The sequence below is a fragment of the Metabacillus niabensis genome, assembly GCF_020524345.1.
Classification (GTDB): domain Bacteria; phylum Bacillota; class Bacilli; order Bacillales; family Bacillaceae; genus Metabacillus; species Metabacillus niabensis_B.
Map to the genome: position 1 here is coordinate 353,301 of NZ_JAIVLH010000002.1, position 17,447 is coordinate 370,747.

General features: G+C 36.2%; 16 protein-coding genes. 3 read left to right on the top strand and 13 right to left on the bottom strand.

Annotation, left to right across the window (positions count from 1 at the left end; genetic code table 11):
• Positions 1-548 precede the first annotated feature (548 nt).
• Together LC095_RS04705 and LC095_RS04710 are read left to right on the top strand one after the other, a co-directional pair.
• Positions 549-1,328, top strand: a complete 780-nt coding sequence (locus tag LC095_RS04705) for an ABC transporter ATP-binding protein (RefSeq protein ID WP_226527057.1) — start codon at positions 549-551, stop codon at positions 1,326-1,328.
• A 2-nt stretch (positions 1,329-1,330) separates the two neighbouring features.
• Positions 1,331-2,971, top strand: a complete 1,641-nt coding sequence (locus LC095_RS04710; protein ID WP_226527058.1) for a hypothetical protein — start codon at positions 1,331-1,333, stop codon at positions 2,969-2,971.
• 142 nt (positions 2,972-3,113) lie between these two features.
• On the opposite strand, the gene LC095_RS04715 is transcribed toward LC095_RS04710, so the two are convergent.
• The 6 genes from LC095_RS04715 to LC095_RS04740 form a co-directional block, all read right to left on the bottom strand.
• On the bottom strand, positions 3,114-3,974 hold the full coding sequence (locus tag LC095_RS04715) for a cation diffusion facilitator family transporter (protein WP_413467450.1): 861 nt from the start codon (positions 3,972-3,974) through the stop codon (positions 3,114-3,116).
• A gap of 155 nt (positions 3,975-4,129) precedes the next feature.
• On the bottom strand, positions 4,130-4,963 hold the full coding sequence (locus tag LC095_RS04720) for an SPL family radical SAM protein (protein ID WP_226527059.1): 834 nt from the start codon (positions 4,961-4,963) through the stop codon (positions 4,130-4,132).
• A gap of 192 nt (positions 4,964-5,155) precedes the next feature.
• Positions 5,156-6,442, bottom strand: coding sequence for a CitMHS family transporter (locus LC095_RS04725; RefSeq protein ID WP_226527060.1), 1,287 nt, complete (start codon positions 6,440-6,442; stop codon positions 5,156-5,158).
• Between the two features lie 48 nt (positions 6,443-6,490).
• Positions 6,491-6,817 carry a hypothetical protein gene (locus LC095_RS04730; RefSeq protein WP_226527061.1) on the bottom strand — a complete coding sequence of 109 codons (327 nt, stop codon included), beginning with the start codon at positions 6,815-6,817 and terminating at the stop codon, positions 6,491-6,493.
• Positions 6,789-8,126, bottom strand: a complete 1,338-nt coding sequence (locus LC095_RS04735; protein ID WP_226527062.1) for an acyclic terpene utilization AtuA family protein — start codon at positions 8,124-8,126, stop codon at positions 6,789-6,791. The genes LC095_RS04730 and LC095_RS04735 overlap by 29 nt, the downstream gene beginning before the upstream one ends.
• A 269-nt stretch (positions 8,127-8,395) precedes the next feature.
• Positions 8,396-9,799, bottom strand: a complete 1,404-nt coding sequence (locus LC095_RS04740) for a sigma-54 interaction domain-containing protein (protein ID WP_226527063.1) — start codon at positions 9,797-9,799, stop codon at positions 8,396-8,398.
• Positions 9,800-10,041: 242 nt separating this feature from the next.
• On the opposite strand from LC095_RS04740, the gene LC095_RS04745 reads away from it, so the two are divergent.
• Entirely contained in the window at positions 10,042-11,154 is a 1,113-nt protein-coding gene (locus tag LC095_RS04745; protein ID WP_226527064.1) for a chitobiase/beta-hexosaminidase C-terminal domain-containing protein, read from the top strand.
• A gap of 67 nt (positions 11,155-11,221) precedes the next feature.
• Here the strand turns inward: LC095_RS04745 and LC095_RS04750 are convergent, their stop codons facing one another.
• The 7 genes from LC095_RS04750 to mscL all read right to left on the bottom strand — a co-directional run bounded on the left by LC095_RS04750 (position 11,222) and on the right by mscL (position 17,365).
• A complete protein-coding gene (locus LC095_RS04750; RefSeq protein WP_226527065.1) occupies positions 11,222-11,899 on the bottom strand; it encodes a DUF1129 family protein in 678 nt (225 codons plus the stop codon).
• A complete protein-coding gene (locus tag LC095_RS04755) occupies positions 11,896-12,228 on the bottom strand; it encodes a PadR family transcriptional regulator (RefSeq protein ID WP_226527066.1) in 333 nt (110 codons plus the stop codon). The genes LC095_RS04750 and LC095_RS04755 overlap by 4 nt, the downstream gene beginning before the upstream one ends.
• A gap of 180 nt (positions 12,229-12,408) precedes the next feature.
• Entirely contained in the window at positions 12,409-14,274 is a 1,866-nt protein-coding gene (locus LC095_RS04760; RefSeq protein WP_226527067.1) for an ABC transporter permease, read from the bottom strand.
• Complete coding sequence (locus LC095_RS04765; RefSeq protein ID WP_226527068.1) at positions 14,249-15,013, bottom strand: ABC transporter ATP-binding protein; 765 nt, start codon at positions 15,011-15,013, stop codon at positions 14,249-14,251. Before LC095_RS04765 ends, LC095_RS04760 begins: the two co-directional genes overlap by 26 nt.
• An 87-nt stretch (positions 15,014-15,100) precedes the next feature.
• Entirely contained in the window at positions 15,101-16,102 is a 1,002-nt protein-coding gene (locus LC095_RS04770) for a sensor histidine kinase (RefSeq protein ID WP_226527069.1), read from the bottom strand.
• A complete protein-coding gene (locus tag LC095_RS04775) occupies positions 16,099-16,803 on the bottom strand; it encodes a response regulator transcription factor (RefSeq protein ID WP_226527070.1) in 705 nt (234 codons plus the stop codon). Before LC095_RS04775 ends, LC095_RS04770 begins: the two co-directional genes overlap by 4 nt.
• 181 nt (positions 16,804-16,984) lie before the next feature.
• Positions 16,985-17,365, bottom strand: a complete 381-nt coding sequence (gene mscL / locus LC095_RS04780; RefSeq protein ID WP_226527071.1) for a large conductance mechanosensitive channel protein MscL — start codon at positions 17,363-17,365, stop codon at positions 16,985-16,987.
• Positions 17,366-17,447: the final 82 nt, after the last annotated feature.

Consider the following 17,447-nt stretch of genomic DNA (forward strand, 5'->3'; position numbering starts at 1 on the left):
TTGGTTGGAAAGATTGAATTAGTGATTGAATATTTTTAAAAAGTGTTTGAATTATTTTAGATTGTGCCTGGATTAATCAGAAAAGTGACCGAATCGAGGAGAATTTTGCTGGAAATTTGATAGTGATAATAACTGGTCTATATGTTTTTAAAATCAGGCGACTAACACTATGATTGTTGGTTGTGGTTATTAAACTCGTAAGAGTGTCATATATATGTTATAATTATTCTAAACTAACAAAGGATGGATATATATTAAATTTGGACAAAAAGTTATTTATAACAGTCGGATCCATTTCATTTTTCATGAACATGGTAATGGTCTATATGAAATCCAGAGTTTGGAAAATTCGATTATATTAGTTAAATTACAAGATTTGATATACAGAATGAAATAACGGCCAACTTTTAAAAGTTGGCTTTTGGTTTTCAACTAATCTTTAACCTTGCATTTTGCAAGGTTTTTTCAATATGTACAAAATGTGAAACTATTTTGATATCTCATTCGTATGATTTAGTATGATATGGAAAAAGTGGGGGTTTCAGGATATGAGAGATATAATAGTAGAAATTAATGACTTGAAAAAAAATTATGGTCCAAAGACTGTATTAAATGGTGTATCACTTCAAGTGAAAAGTGGCGAAATTATTGGGTATATTGGTCCAAACGGAGCCGGAAAAAGTACAACTGTTAAAATTATGCTGGGCATTGAAAACGAATACTCAGGTGAGGTCAAACTATTCGGTCATGATATTTCTGATGGAAGTATTGAGTATAAACGAAAAATCGGATATGTACCGGAAGTTGCTGAGGTTTATGATAATTTAACTGGTCATGAATATCTTACATTTATTGGTGAATTGTATGGACTCGATTCCAACCTTGCTGAATATAAGGCTAAACGTCTAATGGAACTATTTGGTATCGGTGAAGTGTATCATTCCCGCATTGTGTCTTATTCAAAAGGAATGCGCCAAAAGCTTTTAATTATTGCAAGCTTACTACATAATCCTGAACTTTTGTTTTTTGACGAACCAATTAATGGACTGGATGCAAACAGTGTGATGGTTTTCAAAGAAATTATGACCCAGCTTGCTGCACAGGGAAAAACGATTTTCTACTCTTCACATATTATGGATGTGGTTGAAAAAATAAGCAGCAGAATTATTCTTCTACATGAAGGCAAAATAGCGGCTGATGGTCCATTTGAAGAGTTGAATCAAGAAAACAAGGATGGGACTCTTGAACAAATTTTCACCCAACTGACCGGATTTAGTGAACATAAAGAACTTGGCTCACGATTTGTTTCTGTTGTAAGGGAGATGTAAAAATGAAGGATTTTCGCACACTTAAGTTATTAGATCGATTAGAGAAAGTTTTCACAAGCTTTGATATAGACTACAAGAGTATGAGAAAAATACTCCAAGTAAAATTGACAATGGATGGACGGCGGATTCCAACTATATTCTCTCAAAATGCTCCAAAGAAAGACAAGGAAACCAGCAATCAGTATATAAAATCATTATGGATTTATGTTTTATTTGGACTGTTTATGATTCCTTTTTTATTTATAGGAGATTCTTATCTTTTTCAAATGAGCCTCTTCTATGGAATTTTCACCTTCTTTGTGATGACATCAATGATTTCAGACTTTTCTTCTGTTTTGCTCGACATACGTGATCGAAATATTCTGTTTCCAAAGCCTGTAAATAGAAGAACCATTAGCACAGCTAAAATGGTGCATGTTATGATTTATCTCTTTTTCCTTACGATTGCGCTTGTAGGAATTCCTTTATTAGTGGGTCTTATTAAGAATGGATTGATTTTCTTCTTAGTATCAGTGTTTAACATTCTCCTTATAGACATATTTGTCGTTGGGCTTACAGCACTTATCTATTTGTCTATTTTACTAATTTTCGATGGAGAAAAATTAAAAGATATCATTAATTATGTCCAAATTTTCCTATCGCTTGCGATTATGATCGGGTATCAATTACTTGCTCGTTCCTTTGTTATTATTGACCTTACCATTTCATTTGAACCGCAATGGTGGCAAGTATTTATTTTTCCAATGTGGTATGGTGCAAACATGGATATGATTATGAATGGTGATTTCCAGCCGATTTATCTATTATTTTCAGCATTAGGGGTCATATTCCCTCTTCTATCACTCTGGTTATATATAAAATTTAATCCCGCTTTTGAGCAAAACCTCCAAAAGCTTACATATCAAGAAAAAGCTAAAGATAAAAGACGGAGTAAGCTTGGTCATTTGCTCCTTAAACTCATTTGTCGAACACATGAGGAAAGAACCTTTTTCCGATTTGCAGGTTTAATGATGAAAAATGAACGAGATTTCAAATTGAAAGTTTATCCATCTTTGGGATTTTCCGTTGTTATCCCGTTTATTTTTATTATGAATGGTTTTAATACTGATTTTGATCAGATATCCACCAGCAATTCATATTTATCCATTTACTTTAGTTTAATCATTATCCCGACCACTATGATGCTTTTGAAGTTTTCAGGAAAGTATAAAGGCTCATGGATATACAGGGTGGCGCCTATTGTGCAGTTAAAGCCGATGTTCAGTGGCACAATAAAGGCTTTTATTTTCAAATTATATTTGCCTGTTTACTTGCTGCTATGTGTACTTTTTCTTGCATTATTTGGTGAATATGTTCTGCCGGATCTAATTGTCGTCTTTGTCAACTCCTGTCTATATGCTGTCATTTGTTTTATGATTCTAAAAAAATCACTGCCCTTTTCAGAGTCACTTGAACAAGTAAATCAAAACAACGGGGCACTTGTATTTGGTTTAATGCTAATTGCTGGGATATTTGCAGGTCTACATTTTATCAGTACATTATTTTCTTACGGCATCTATTTATATTTGGTTATTTCGATTGTCACTCTGTGGATGTTGTGGAAAAAAGGTTTTGATATAACATGGGAGCGCGTTATACATTAAATTTCAATGGTTTTCCCATAGGTAATGAAAGTACATTGATACGGTGTAAAAGAAGGATTCCGGGAAGAAAAATGGGACAATTGACCTGTCCCTTTGTCCCATAGAAAAAGACAAGCGGGTCAGCTCACCTGTCCCCTTGTCCCTAATTTGGTTCGACGTGTATGTGGACGCGTTCGATGTTGTATGTTTCGCGGAGTCGTTGTTCGATTTTGTCGGTGATGTTGTGTCCTTCGATGATTGTAAGGGTTGATTTGACGAATATTATTGCGTCAACAGTTGTTTGATTGCCGGATACGCGTGCTTTTAGGTCTTTAACGAATGTGACTCCAGGTGTATTTTTGATTTCTTCTTCTATTTCTTTTAATTTCTCAGCATCAAAGCCGTCTGTTAGATCATGTACGGCTTCCTTAAAAATCCCCCATGCAGTATGACAAATAATAAGTCCGACGATGGCAGCCACAATAGAATCCAAACGGGCAAACCCTAAATATGAACCGACGATCCCAATAACTGCCCCTATACTAACTAATGCATCTGAGCGGTTATCCTGGGCAGCAGCGTATAAAGCTTTACTTTCAAGTTTTTTTGATAATTTTCGGTTATATCGATAAACAAAATACATAAAAACGGCACCGAATAAAGCAACAAATGCAGTAAATAGTTGTGGTGTACTTTCCGTTGGAGAAGTAAAATTTTTAAAAGCATCCACAATAACTTGTAATCCTACAATGAACATGATAATTGCAGCAATTAACGAAGCGATCGTCTCTGCTCTTGTGTGACCGTACTTATGATTTTCATCCGCAGGCTTTTGTGCAAATCTTAACCCGATTAAAACCGTAACTGATGCAATCACATCTGTTAAATTGTTTAATCCATCAGCTCTTAATGCATCTGAGTTTCCAATAAAACCAGCAATTAACTTTACTGCTGAAAGGAAAACATAAGCTAAAATGCTGATCCATACTCCTCTTTCTGCTTTCTTTAAGTTGTTGTTAACCACTATTATATCCTCCTAAACAGGCTAAAACTTAAGCAATAATATTTAGTAATTAGCTTTTACTGGTTATTTTATTACGTACAGGAGTTAAAAATAATGTTGGTTAACTATGAATAGTATCCGATCGAATAATTAAACGTTAAAATAGAAAGAAGCATTTACTTCAAAAACGCTTCATTTTTAGAAACCCTAACCATTTCTCGAGGAAAGTATTTTTTAAAATATTTTTCCACGGCTAGGTGAATATCTTTCCGATACCATTTAGATAGACCGTGTTCCTCAAATAACGTTAGCATACCTAATTTCTCTGAACGTTTTCCCATTGTACCATCACCAATACTCAATGTATCAATCCAAATATGATCCGCCTTTCCTTGTAAAGCTTTTGGGAAATCAGGTGTAAAGGGTAATACAGGAGAAATGGATGCTTGTGTTGATATTCCTGCGTCGCGAAGTTCTTTCATAACATTTAACCGCAATGTTATTCCGGGTGCGTATGGGGCAAATAACCTTTTGATATCTTCCCGATCTGTTTCAATCGTCATTGATACAAGAACATTGCATTTCTGTTTCAATATAACGAGCAAATCAATATCCCTTTTGATGAGAGGGCTTCGTGTTTGAATTTGGAGAAAATCTGGTGGATGCTCAATCATTTCTTCTAGAAGACTGCGAGTAATGGCTGCTTTCCGTTCAATTGGTTGGTATGGGTCTGTGGCTGAAGACATAAAAATGTTCACTGGTTTTGCTTTTTTGCGGAGTCTTTGTATTTCTTTTCGGTAATTTTCCGCTGCATTTGTTTTTATATCTACCCATTCTCCCCAGGGTATGTCTTTGAATCGTTGAATAGGCATTTCTCGAACATAACAGTACAAACAGGAAAAACCGCAACCACTGTATGGATTTAATGAATGTGTAAATCCAACATCTAAATATCCCTTCGCTTCCGTTAGTATTTTCTTTGATTGTGTTTCTTTTATATGTTTTGTCATTTGATCCCTCTTGTTTTTTATTAATTAAATCATTTTCCTTCTATAATATATAATATAACATTGGTCGTTTTAGGTAATCCAGTCAAGAGCAGAAACCTACTTCTTCTTTCCGGCTAATTACGACAAAAAGCCAACTTTATAAGTTGGCTAATAATAATGTATGAGAAATATCATTCTATTCGTACATGACAGTTAGATAACACCTATAATAACTGCCACGATCGTCATAACGATTGTTGTCCCAAATGCCCATTTGAAAATAAAGCGTTGGTGATCACCTAATTCGACTCCTGCTAAACCAATAAGGAGGAAAGTTGATGCTGTTAATGGACTTAACGGAAATCTTGTTGTCATTTGACCCAGAATCGATGCCCTAGCCATTTCAATTGGAGCGACTCCATACATTTCTGCGGATTGACTTAATACCGGTAATACTCCAAAGTAATAGGCATCCGGGGTGAAAAGAAGACTAATTGGCATGCTGATGACGGCAATTAGTATGGCCATTGATCCCCCCACACCTTCAGGAATAATATTCACCATTGCCAATGCCATTTCTTCAATCATCCCTGTTCCGCTTAGGATTCCGGTAAATATACCTGCTGCAAAAATAATAGAAATGACAGTAACCATGCCAAGTGCCTGGCTTTTAATTTGTTCTTGTTGATCCAGTGGTTTTGGATAATTAAGTAGTAAGGCAATCGCAAAAGCAACCATAAAGACAATTGGGAGAGGTAACCAAACTTTGACAAGAGCAACAATAGCTAATACGTTGATAGCGAGATTGATCCAAAATAGTTTAGGTCTTCTCATGCTTCTTTCTTCATCCGAGAGCTCTTGATCAAAGTTATATTCCATATCCTTTATACCTAAGCGTTTTCTCTCTCTTTTCCCAAGAATATAGGAAACAAAAAGTACCCAAATAATTCCTGCAATCATGGCTGGAATGAGAGGTGTGAAAATCGCTCCAGGATCGATCTCTAATGCGCTCCCAGCTCTTGCGGCCGGTCCACCCCATGGCATGATATTCATAACCCCTGCTCCCAAAGCTACAACACCGGCAAGAACTAACCGACTCATTCCCAATTTATCGTATAAAGGGAGAAGTGCAGGTATTGTAATTAAAAAAGTTGAGGCGCCAGAGCCATCAAGATGAGTAACCATAGCTATAACAGCTGTTCCAACTGCAATTTTTAAAGGATCTCCCTTCACCATTTTTAATACTCTTGAAATGATAGGGTCAAATAACCCGGCATTGTTCATAACACCGAAAAATAAAATGGCAAACCCTAACATAATTCCTGTGGGAGCTACACTTAGAATACCATCTAGCATAAGTGTCCCTAACTCAGAACCAAATCCTCCTATCAAAGCAAATACTAGTGGAACAATAATTAACGCGACAATAACGGAGACCTTTTTCGTTAAAATCAAAAGCAAAAACACCATAATTGTTAAAAAACCCAATGTCGCAACCATATTTTCCCTCCTGTATTTAAGCGATTACATCACATTGAAGACTCCCCCCTAACTGGGAAGAGAAATCTCCATCTCTAATAAAGCACTGCTTAAACTTTTACCATGGGTATCTAATGCAAGTGACGTTGTGACACCGCCTAGTAAACTATTTTTGCAAACAAAATTATAGGATTTAATGGAAGGTAAATCATATCGGATCACATTACCATCGAAAATATCCTGTAAATGTTCTTTTACTCTTTTTGCTGTTATCTCTTGACCGATCCATTCATAGTCACTTTCATTGTAAGGAATCAACGATAAGTTGGATGTATTTCCCTTATCACCAGCTCTGCTATGTGCTACTTTATAGAGTTTGATTGATTTCCCATCCATTTTGTAAAACCTCCGTTTTCACTTTTTTATCGACTCGTTCCCTTTCAAGTAAGGTAGACACGACACCAACACACTCTGAAACTCTTTTTCTAGCACCTCCACCTCCATATGGCCCGTTTGTATAGAGTGCTTCCACTTCATTTCCTATAGAAATGGCATCCGTTCTTGTGGGGCAAAGTGCTATTGCTCGAACCCTCACTTCATAAGGATGTTCATTCCCGAAATTTGTTCTATGAACAGAGGAAAGTCCGATTAGGTCAACCCTTAAATCCTGAATTGAGTTAGAAAGTCTTTTTCTTAAAATTTCTTCAGCCATCCTACCTCTTTCAACAGATGTCGTGCCTGCATAGGAAATTTCTCCTTCTCCTATATATCCTGCATGATAACCAATTGAAACTTTATAAGAATCAGGTTTTTTTCTCCCACTACCTCCTGTGACCATTACTTTGTTTTTTTCAAGTTGAGTTAGCGTTACATTGGAAAAGTCTGCAGTTACATCAGGTGTCAGGTATTGACTTGGATTATGAACCTCATAGAGTAATTGTTCCTTAACTGTTCTTACATTCACAATTCCACCTGAATGTGGGGTTTTCATAATAATGCCTGTGCCATCTCGATCAATGCTGGCATAAGGGAATCCCAATTCAGCTAATCCATCAACTTCCTTTTCTCCTATATCAGCGAAATACCCCCCTGTAATTTGGCCTGCACATTCAAGCAAATGCCCAATGACAGTCCCTTGACCTAATCGTTCATAGTCCTCAAGGGACCAGTTGTAGTGGTGAACCATTGGTGCAAGGAATAAAGATGGATCAGCCACCCGACCTGTTATAATAATATCTGCATCTGTTTTCAATGCCGGGAGAAGTGCCTCTGCCCCAAGATATGCATTGGCAGAGATCACTTTGTAATCTTTTAGTTTATGATTGTTTTCAAGAATATCGTTTTCACTATCAAGCTCTAGGATTACATCATCACCTGTTACGACAGCAACCTTACAGGCAATGTCCTTTTCCCTTGAAATCTCAAGTATTTTTTTTGCACCTGCAATTGGGTTGGCCGCGCCCATATTGGTAACAATTCGAAACCGCTTCTCATTCAAAACTGTTAATAATGCTTGTAGCCGATCAACAAGCAGCGGATCATACCCCTTGTTTTTATCTTTTTTCTTTTCCATTTGAGCAATAGCAATCGTTCTTTCTGCTAAACACTCTAAAACTAAATAATCTAAGTCTACTTTTTTAGCTAGTTCAACCGCAGGTTCCAGCCTGTCACCTGAAAATCCAGCTCCACTACCTATTTTTAACACATCTCTCACCTCTCATATGACTAAATGGTATTTGTTACCGCACCACTTCCTACTCTCCTTAATATATGTTGGAACAATCTTCCCTTCTTCATAATACGTAATGCAATTTTTATGCCAAAATAAAAAACGCTTAATTGTAAGCGTTTTATGAAAAGATTTCTAATTTTTTAGAAATCATAACAAATGTAAAACTTCTTTTTTGTTAATTTAGCATAGACTGTTCCTTGTATTCTAAAATTTTAGAATACAGTATCCACAATTCTAATTTTTTAGAAATCACCTATATGATATTTTTTCATTTTGTTATAAAGAGTAGCTAAAGACACTCCTAATACTTTGGCAGCTTTTTTCTTATCGTCGAGTTCTGATCCATGTTTTTTCAACACCTCTATGATTACGTTTCGTTCAGTCTCTTCAACAGCCTGTTTTAACAAATAACTTGTCTCCTTATTTGATTTATATATCGTACCACTATGGAAATTACTTGGTAAATGCTCTGGTAAAATTACGTTTGTATCTGTCATACAAACAGCAAAATCAATCGTATTTTTTAATTCGCGAACGTTTCCTACCCAATCATATGCTTGAAAAATAGCAAGAGTTGACTCATGTAACTCATAAGATTGTTCTTTTTCAGAATGGATGGCATGTTTATTCAAAATAAACTCCACAATATCGGGAATATCTTGTTTTCTCTTTCGAAGCGGGAGGATCTCGAGGTGTAAGACATTTAGCCGATAATACAAGTCTTCACGAAAACGTTTTTTCTCGATCAGTTGGTGAAGATCACGATTGGTCGCAGCAATTATGCGGACATCAATTTGCCTTTCACCCGCTTCCCCTACACGCCGAAGCGTATTTTCCTGTAAAACGCGAAGAAGCTTTGCCTGTAAATCGTATGATAATTCTCCTATTTCATCTAAAAAGATTGTTCCGGAGTTAGCGATTTCAAAAATTCCCAGCTTGCCACCTTTTTTCGCACTTGTAAAGGTACCTTCCGCATATCCAAATAACTCACTTTCAATTAGTGAAGCAGGAATCGAGGCACAGTTCACTGGAATAAACGGGCGATCAGCACGCGGACTGGCATTATGTATAGCTTGAGCAAAGAGTTCTTTTCCTGTTCCACTCTCGCCAACAATTAAAACCGGTAAGTTTGAGCTCGCCGCTTTTTTTCCTAAGTAAGCAGCATCTTTTAGGCCACCATCAGTACCGATAATCTGTTCAAATGTGTATTTCGCTTGATATAAAGTCCCCATCCTCTCTTTCAATTGTGATAGTTTTTGCTTATTTTTCTCCAGTTCCTTTGAAAGTGTATGTACCTCCGTTAATCCTTTACAAATCGAAACAGCTCCAATCATTTCATCGTGTAATAGAATTGGTGCCATATCAACTACATATTCTACATTTCCCTCTTTTCGATAAACACCGATTCGTTCTTTACCGTCTTTAAGGGTTTCAGCAAGTTGAGCCTTTGGGCGGACAACTCGAAGTGGTTTTCCAATGATGTCTTTTGGCTTTACTCCTGTAATTCGTGTATATTCCGGATTAATTAATCGAACAATTTCTTTTGAATCTATGACAAGTACTCCATCATGAATCGAATAAATCGCAGCTTTATACCACTCTAATTGATCTTCTATCGAAAGCCCTTTAAAGTTTTCGTAAGACAATGCCCAACCTCCTCCTAAACTTGAATTTAAATTTTCATAGAAACAAAAATATTTTTTTATATAATTGACCCTTATTTTAACAGGAAAAATCTACTTTTTTCATTTGAATGTGTAAAAGATTGATATTGACAGCTTAATTTTTTTCGTAATATTATGTAAGCGTTAACAAAATTGTTCCTGAAATTTTCTAGACCTGCTTTCACACTTTCTGTTTTATTAAACTGAGCTTGGAGGGAATTTATGTGTTAAATAACAAAGTAAAGGTATTCATACGTAGTTTGCTTCTCACACTTTCTTTGATCTTTCTATTCACCTTACCTGCATTTGCTAGTGATGGCAACAATAACGGAAAAGTCCAACCACCTACTTCATCTCATGAACCAGGCCAGTATTACAAGGAACAGCAGATCACATTAAAAAGCAACACTCCCGGCACTAAAATTTACTATACAGTAGATGGTAGTACACCTACGATAAAAAGCAAATTGTATACAGCTCCTTTTACTGTCAATGAAGATGTAACGATTAAAGCTTTTGCTGTGCGCGGAAATGTGAACGAACATGCCCTTACCAAAAGTTACGGAAAAATTAGCAGTGAGGTGGTAACATTGACTTATGACTTTGTTAATAGACAAGAAATAGCCGATCAGTTTTTGACACTTGAATATCAAAACATGCCATATCGTTTATATGTCCCGGAAAATTATGAGCCAAATGTATCTTATCCACTCGTTTTATTTCTTCACGGAGGTGGAGAACGTGGTGATGACAATGAAAAGCAATTGCTGGCAAATGATGGTGCGGTGATATGGGCAGCACCAGAAAATCAAGCAAAACATCCTGCCTTTGTACTGGCACCTCAGGCTAGAAATCAACATGATGGAGGCTTCGGCATCACACGAAATTCAGATAATGTTATCGATTTAGCTAGAGTATTTGAATTCTCTAAGGATTTAGGAACAGCTTATAACATCCTTCAAAAAGTCATACAAGAATACAATATTGATCCTAATCGACTGTATTCTACAGGACTTTCACAGGGTGGTTACGGAACTTTTAATTTAAATGTAGCATATCCGGACCTTTTCGCGGCCATGGTACCAATTGCCGGTGGTGGGAATCCGGAAGAAGTCCATGTATTAAAGGACAAACCACTATGGGCGTTTCATGCTGAAGATGATGCTGTAATCCCAGTTTCCTACACGAGAAATGCGATTGAAGCGATCAATGAAGCTGGTGGAAATCCTATTTACACAGAATATCCAACGGAACTAGGCTATAATCATGGATCATGGGTCCCTGCTTATGACAACAAAGAAATGATCGATTGGATGTTTAGTCAGGTTAAACGTTGACTAAAAAAAGTGTCTGATGCTTTATTACTAGGTATCAGACACTTTTTTTTCAATGAACAAAACGAGTTTATGAATTCACTCGACCAATCAATTTACTTAACACGATCAAAATGAATCCAGTGATGAAATACACCCACCACTCTACCTGAACCTCAGGGCCAAAGTCCGGAAGAATCCAGGTGAAAAGCATGATGATTGCAAATGATCCACCACCTAATAAGCCTGCTTTCCACATTGTATGCCGGGTTTGCTTTTTATTTTGTGTGAAAAGTGTTGAGCGAATTAGTTTAAAAAATACAATGATGCCAAAATACGTCATGGCCAAAATGATCACGATAAGCCCCACACTATTTCCAAGCGATATACTTTGGGGGATTTGTATAAAATAGGGCAAAATTAGTTGTCCGAGCCCGTATATGAAGCCGAATAATCCGAGCAAATTGAAAACTTGTGAGATGACGAAAGGAAAAACATAGCGTTTCTTTTCTTCAGGTAGTGAAGCTATTAGTTCTTCCGCATACTCTTTTGGGTTTGAGCCGAACAAGGTTGTTGCATCTTTTCCATTTTCCTGAGCTTCTAATAGATGATCTAAAATATCCATTAGGAGTTCCTCACTTTCATATTCGGCTATTCGTAATTCTGTTCGCATATAGATCAAAAAATCTTCATAAAGTTGTTTATTCTCATCGGTCAATAACTCACGTTTTTCATTATTTTCATGAATTAACTGTTTTGCACTTCTCATTCTTTTTCACCTCTATTTAATAAATGGTTAACTGAATTGGTTATAAGTGACCATTCATTTGAAATCCGTTCCAATTCCTCTTCTCCTTCTTCGGTTAAAAAATAATATTTCCGATTAGGCCCTGACGGAGATTTTTTCATTTCACTTCGTATGCATCCGTTTTTTTGAAGCCGAAGTAACACCGGATAAATTGTCCCTTCACTAATATCAGGCAATCCCGCATGTTGTAATTTTTGTGATAGCTCATACCCATATACAGCTTGATTTTTTACTATAGCCATCACACATGCATCCAGAACTCCTTTTAATAATTGACTTCGTATGGACATCACTTCACCTCACTATCTTGTTTTACAAGATACCAAACTAAAAACTTAGCTATTTTGCATTGCAAAGTAGCTAATATCATCATAATGGAAATTCTCATTCATTTCAACAAAAAATGGAAATTATTTTGAAGATAAAAAATGAAACTCCTCTTTAATCCGAGAAGTTTCAAAAAAGTATGGTCAAAGCACGCTTTTAACCTGCTTTGTATAAAAAAATCGAACAATGAAAAAGTATACAATTTGTATCGCTAAGAATACACCTAATACCGTTACAGACTGTTTCACAAGATTAAAATAAAACATGTTAGACAATGCGGTAAGTGCTACCGCTCCATGAATGAGTGCGACAACTATTGGTGCGAAGAAAAGGATCGCCGTTTGCCTAGTCAGCACATTCTTTAATTCTTTTTCAGTTAAGCCTATTTTTGAAATGGCTTTGAACTTTTGTTTGTCTTCATCTAAGTCAGCATAAAGACGGAAATACAGGAAGCTGCCCGCAGAGACGAAAAAGACAATTCCAATAAACAGTCCGACAAACATTACAAGTCCAAAAGCTTTATTCATTTGATAGACTTCGTACTCGCCAGCAGTGAATTCATATGGTTGCAGTGTTTCTGCTAATGTTGTAGAAGCTTCTAATATGTTTTCTTCACCTTTTGTTACCTGCCAGGCATGATACTTCTCTTCCCAAGAAAGAGTAGCTTGTAATTCTTCATAGTTTTCATCTGCCATAACATAGTAGGAGTCAGTATCAGGGAGTGCTCGTGAATAAATCACTTCCTTAGGTTTTAAGGTTTCACCTGATTTTAGTTTGATGGATTGCTTTAATAACTCTTCTTTCTGTCCGTATGTGGAATCTGTAAATTCCACAACCTTCACCTGATCTTTTTCGATCTCAATCGTTTCTTCTCCGATCAAGGTCGCAAAACGATTAAACTCAGATTCACTTGCAATAAGATGAATATCTTCCCCTACTTCATAATAGCGAAGCATTATTTCTTCATGATTCGCTTCCATATTTCCTTGACTAATCGTTTTGTTAATCAACGACACATCTCGTTCTTCATTATCTTCTATTACCCGATACGAAAATGTCGTAGGATTGGTATTTTTGAACGTAGACGTTAGAATGCTTTGGAAGCCATAAAGTGAGCCGATCGCACTAAAGGCAACCGTTGAAACGATCGCGACCAAGAAAAAGGTTCTGGCATTGTCTTTCATACGAAACGAAAGGTCGGATAATAAAATCATATTCGTTTTATGCCAAAAGACATTATTTTTGTTTTTAAATGTACGGATAATATAAACACTTAATTGGGTAAATAGTAAATAAGTTCCTAAAATAACCACGATAACAACTGGTAACAGAGCGGCTACTACTTGCATTCCCTCCACCATTAATGCAACAACATATCCAATTCCAATCAAAACACATGCAATAATTGTTAGGAATATATTCGCTTTCGGTTCACCCTTTGACTTCTTATTTCCTTTAATTAAGTCAATCAATTTTCTACTGCGTAGAATATATGAGACGAATAAAGAAATAAAGAAGAATAGGATGATAAACGATACAAATGTTGCAAGAATGGCCATCATTGGAAAATAAAAGTTAAGGCCTTCTTCAATAACAAGTACATTTTCAGCAATTAACAGGATTACTTTTGCAAAAACTAATCCAAAGAGTATTCCGCTTATCGTGGCAAAAAAGCCAATAACCATGTTCTCGAGGAACACCATAAGACGTATTTGTCTTACTGACATACCTTGCATCATTAATAAACCAAACTCTTTTTTCCGGGTATTTAAAAATGAACTCATTGAATACAAGATAAAGAAAAAGGAAAAAACATAGATGATCCCCGCAGCAATGTACATTCCAGTTTTTACATACGTATTCATTTCATTTCCGCTTAACGTTGGGTGGAAAGCAAAAATGGCAAATGTAAAAAAGACCATTACCGTAAACATACTACTTAGGAAGTAGGCGGCATATAACCGTTTATTACGGAAAACGTTATTAAACGCGAATCTGCGAAAGGTCATTTCCATCCCCTCCCAGTAACGAAAGTGTATCTATTATTTTTTGGAAAAAGGCTTGTCGATTATTTCCACGATGAATCTCTGAATAAAAATGTCCGTCACGAATAAAAATGACACGGTTGCAATAGCTAGCAGCTTGCGGATCATGTGTTACGAGTAACATTGTTGTGCGCTCTGTCCGGTTAATGGACTCTAACATTTGCATAACATCTTTAGATGATTTTGAATCCAGATTACCTGTTGGTTCATCTGCAAGCAGCAACTTCGGAACATGAATCATTGCTCTTGCAACAGCTGCCCTTTGCGCTTGACCACCTGAGATTTCATAAGTACGTTTTTTCATAATTTGTGATATCCCTAATTTTTCAGCGATTGCATTCGCTTTTTCTTTCATCTCTTTGACCTTTTTGCCATCAAGGGTTAATGGAAGGACAATATTTTCTTCTACAGTTAATGTATGAAGTAAATTAAAATCCTGAAAGACAAAGCCTAATTCACGTCTGCGAAATTTCGCTAGATCCTCCTTTTTCAGTAGATGAGGATTTTGCCCGTTTATTAATATTTCACCTGTTGTTGGTTCATCAATTGTTGCGATCATATTTAGCAGAGTTGTTTTTCCACTTCCTGACGGACCCATTATTCCAACGAATTCACCTGATCCAATCGATAATTGAATATCGCTTAATGCCTTGTAGGCAATTTTTCCTTCATAAATTTTACTTGCGTTTTTAACTTCCAGCATCACAAGATCTCCTTTCACGTTATCTGATCTGTGATTAGTATAACGCGCACATATTTACTTAAACTATCGATTATTCTTTCACTTTCCTTACAGTGTTGTAAGGTTTTGTGTTTCTGAAAAGATAATTCGAAAAGTTGTTCCAATTCCTACTTCTGATTCCATTTCCAATCGATGACCAAGATGATTCAGTGTTTCTTTAACTAAATATAAACCCATTCCTGTTGATTCACGATATTTCCGACCATTTTCTCCGGTGAAAAACGGTTGATAGATTCGGCGCTTATCAGTATCAGGGATCCCAATCCCAAAGTCTTTCACTTCAAGAACAGCTTCCTTTTCTTTTTCATAAATGGAAATCACGATTGAATTACTTTTTCCAGCAGAATATTTAACGGCATTATTAAAGAGTTGTGAAAGAATAAAAAACAGCCACTTTTCATCTGTTTCAACTGTTATCCCTTCTCTTTCAATGACTTGCTTTGGGTAAACTTGATTTCGAATATAAAATCGCTTATTTTCTCCGTTTACCTCTTGTACAATTTTTGATAATTCAACATGTTTAATATGAAAATCTTGTTCAATTGTTTTAAAACGTGCCATATAAAGAACGGTATTCAATCCTGTTTTCATGCGGTCTGTTTCTTCCCGAATACTTGATGATTCAGGTTCATCTAAATTTTGAGCTGTTAACTCAATGACTGATAATGGTGTTTTCATCTGGTGAACCCATTGATCCATAAACTTTCGGTGCTCCTCCTGCTGCTTTTCAATGAACTCCATCTGGCTCTGATAAAGAACATATTGTTCACGTAACACCTTGTCAAACGCAACAGACAAAGGTGCTCTATCTGTTAACTGAAAGGTGTCATCCAGTCTTGTAAGGGGTGTTTTTAGTCGATCGTAAAGCTTGCGGTGACTCATATAATGATAGACCAGATAAATAGCCAGGATGAAAAAGCTGAGAAAGGCAGAATAAAAGAACAGTCTCAGATCACGAAACCCGTCAAGCCAAAAGATCAAAAGGATGACGGCCAATTGAAATGTTTGTACGACAAGTAATAAGGAATGCTGTTTATAAAATAACCTCATTCCTCATTCTCCTTCCACGATATCTGTAAGCGATAGCCCGCACCTCGAACCGTTTCTACAACACCTTCCAGACCAATTTCCTGTAATTTTTTCCGTACTCTTGTTATATTCACGTTTAGTGTGTTTTCATCAATATAGGTTTGATCATCCCACAGTTTCTCCAATAAATCTTCCCGTCCTGCAACACGTGGGTACCGCTCCATCAAGCTCTCTATAATATCTGATTCCTTTTTGGATAAGGAAACGGTTTTTGTCTCAAATGTTAATTCCGATCTTTCGGGAAAAAGTTTTAGTCCATTGTTTTCCAATACCCGCTCTTCTACCTTTGACGCATATTCTCCATAGGCACGGCGAAGCTGACTGCGAATTTTGGCCATCACAATTTCAGCACTAAATGGCTTTGTGATATAATCATCACCGCCATTTTCCAGCGCCATCACCTGATCCATTTCACCAATTCGGGCAGAAATGAAAATTACGGGGCATACTGATTCCTTGCGAATTTGTCTGCACCAGTAAAATCCGTCAAAACTTGGAAGATTTATATCTAAAAGAACAAGCTGTGGTTTAATGTGATAGAATTCATCCATAACTTGATCAAAATCAGTCACAGCAGAAACATTATAGCCGTATTTTTCAATATGTTTTTTTAGATGATCTGATATTTTCGGATCATCTTCAACGATCATTATTTTTTGCATACTTATCACTCCTTGGTTCTTGGTTAATTATGGCATAGAAATAGTAGGAGGTACAAAAGGAATTTAGGAGTTTATTGTATGAAATTGTAAAAGTCCCACCCATTTTTGTAGGCAGGACTTTAAAAATTGTTGAAACTTATAGTTTACTCTTCACCGAATAATATCAACTAATATGTCTCTTTTACGATTGATTATGTTTTAATAAGTCACGAATCTCTGTTAACAGCTCAACATTTTTATCCACTACAGGTGCTGGCTGTGTTTCTTTTTCTTTCTTTTTGAAATACTTATTAATCATTCTTACAACGATAAAGATTGAAAAAGCTACAATCAGGAAGTCAACGACATTTTGGATGAATAGACCGTATTTAACTTCTGCTCCTCCTACTTTGACAATCAAATTTGTAAAGTTGATTCCACCCATTAGAAGCCCAACAAGCGGAATAATGATGTCATCCACAAGTGAGGATACAATTTTTCCAAAGGCTGCTCCGATAACAACACCGACAGCCAAGTCAATAACATTACCTTTTAGTGCAAATTTCTTAAATTCATTCCACATTATTATAATTACACCCTTCTTTGCAAAATTAACGTTATTATACTACAAATCGATTACAAGAAAAATAACAAAGTAATCTGAA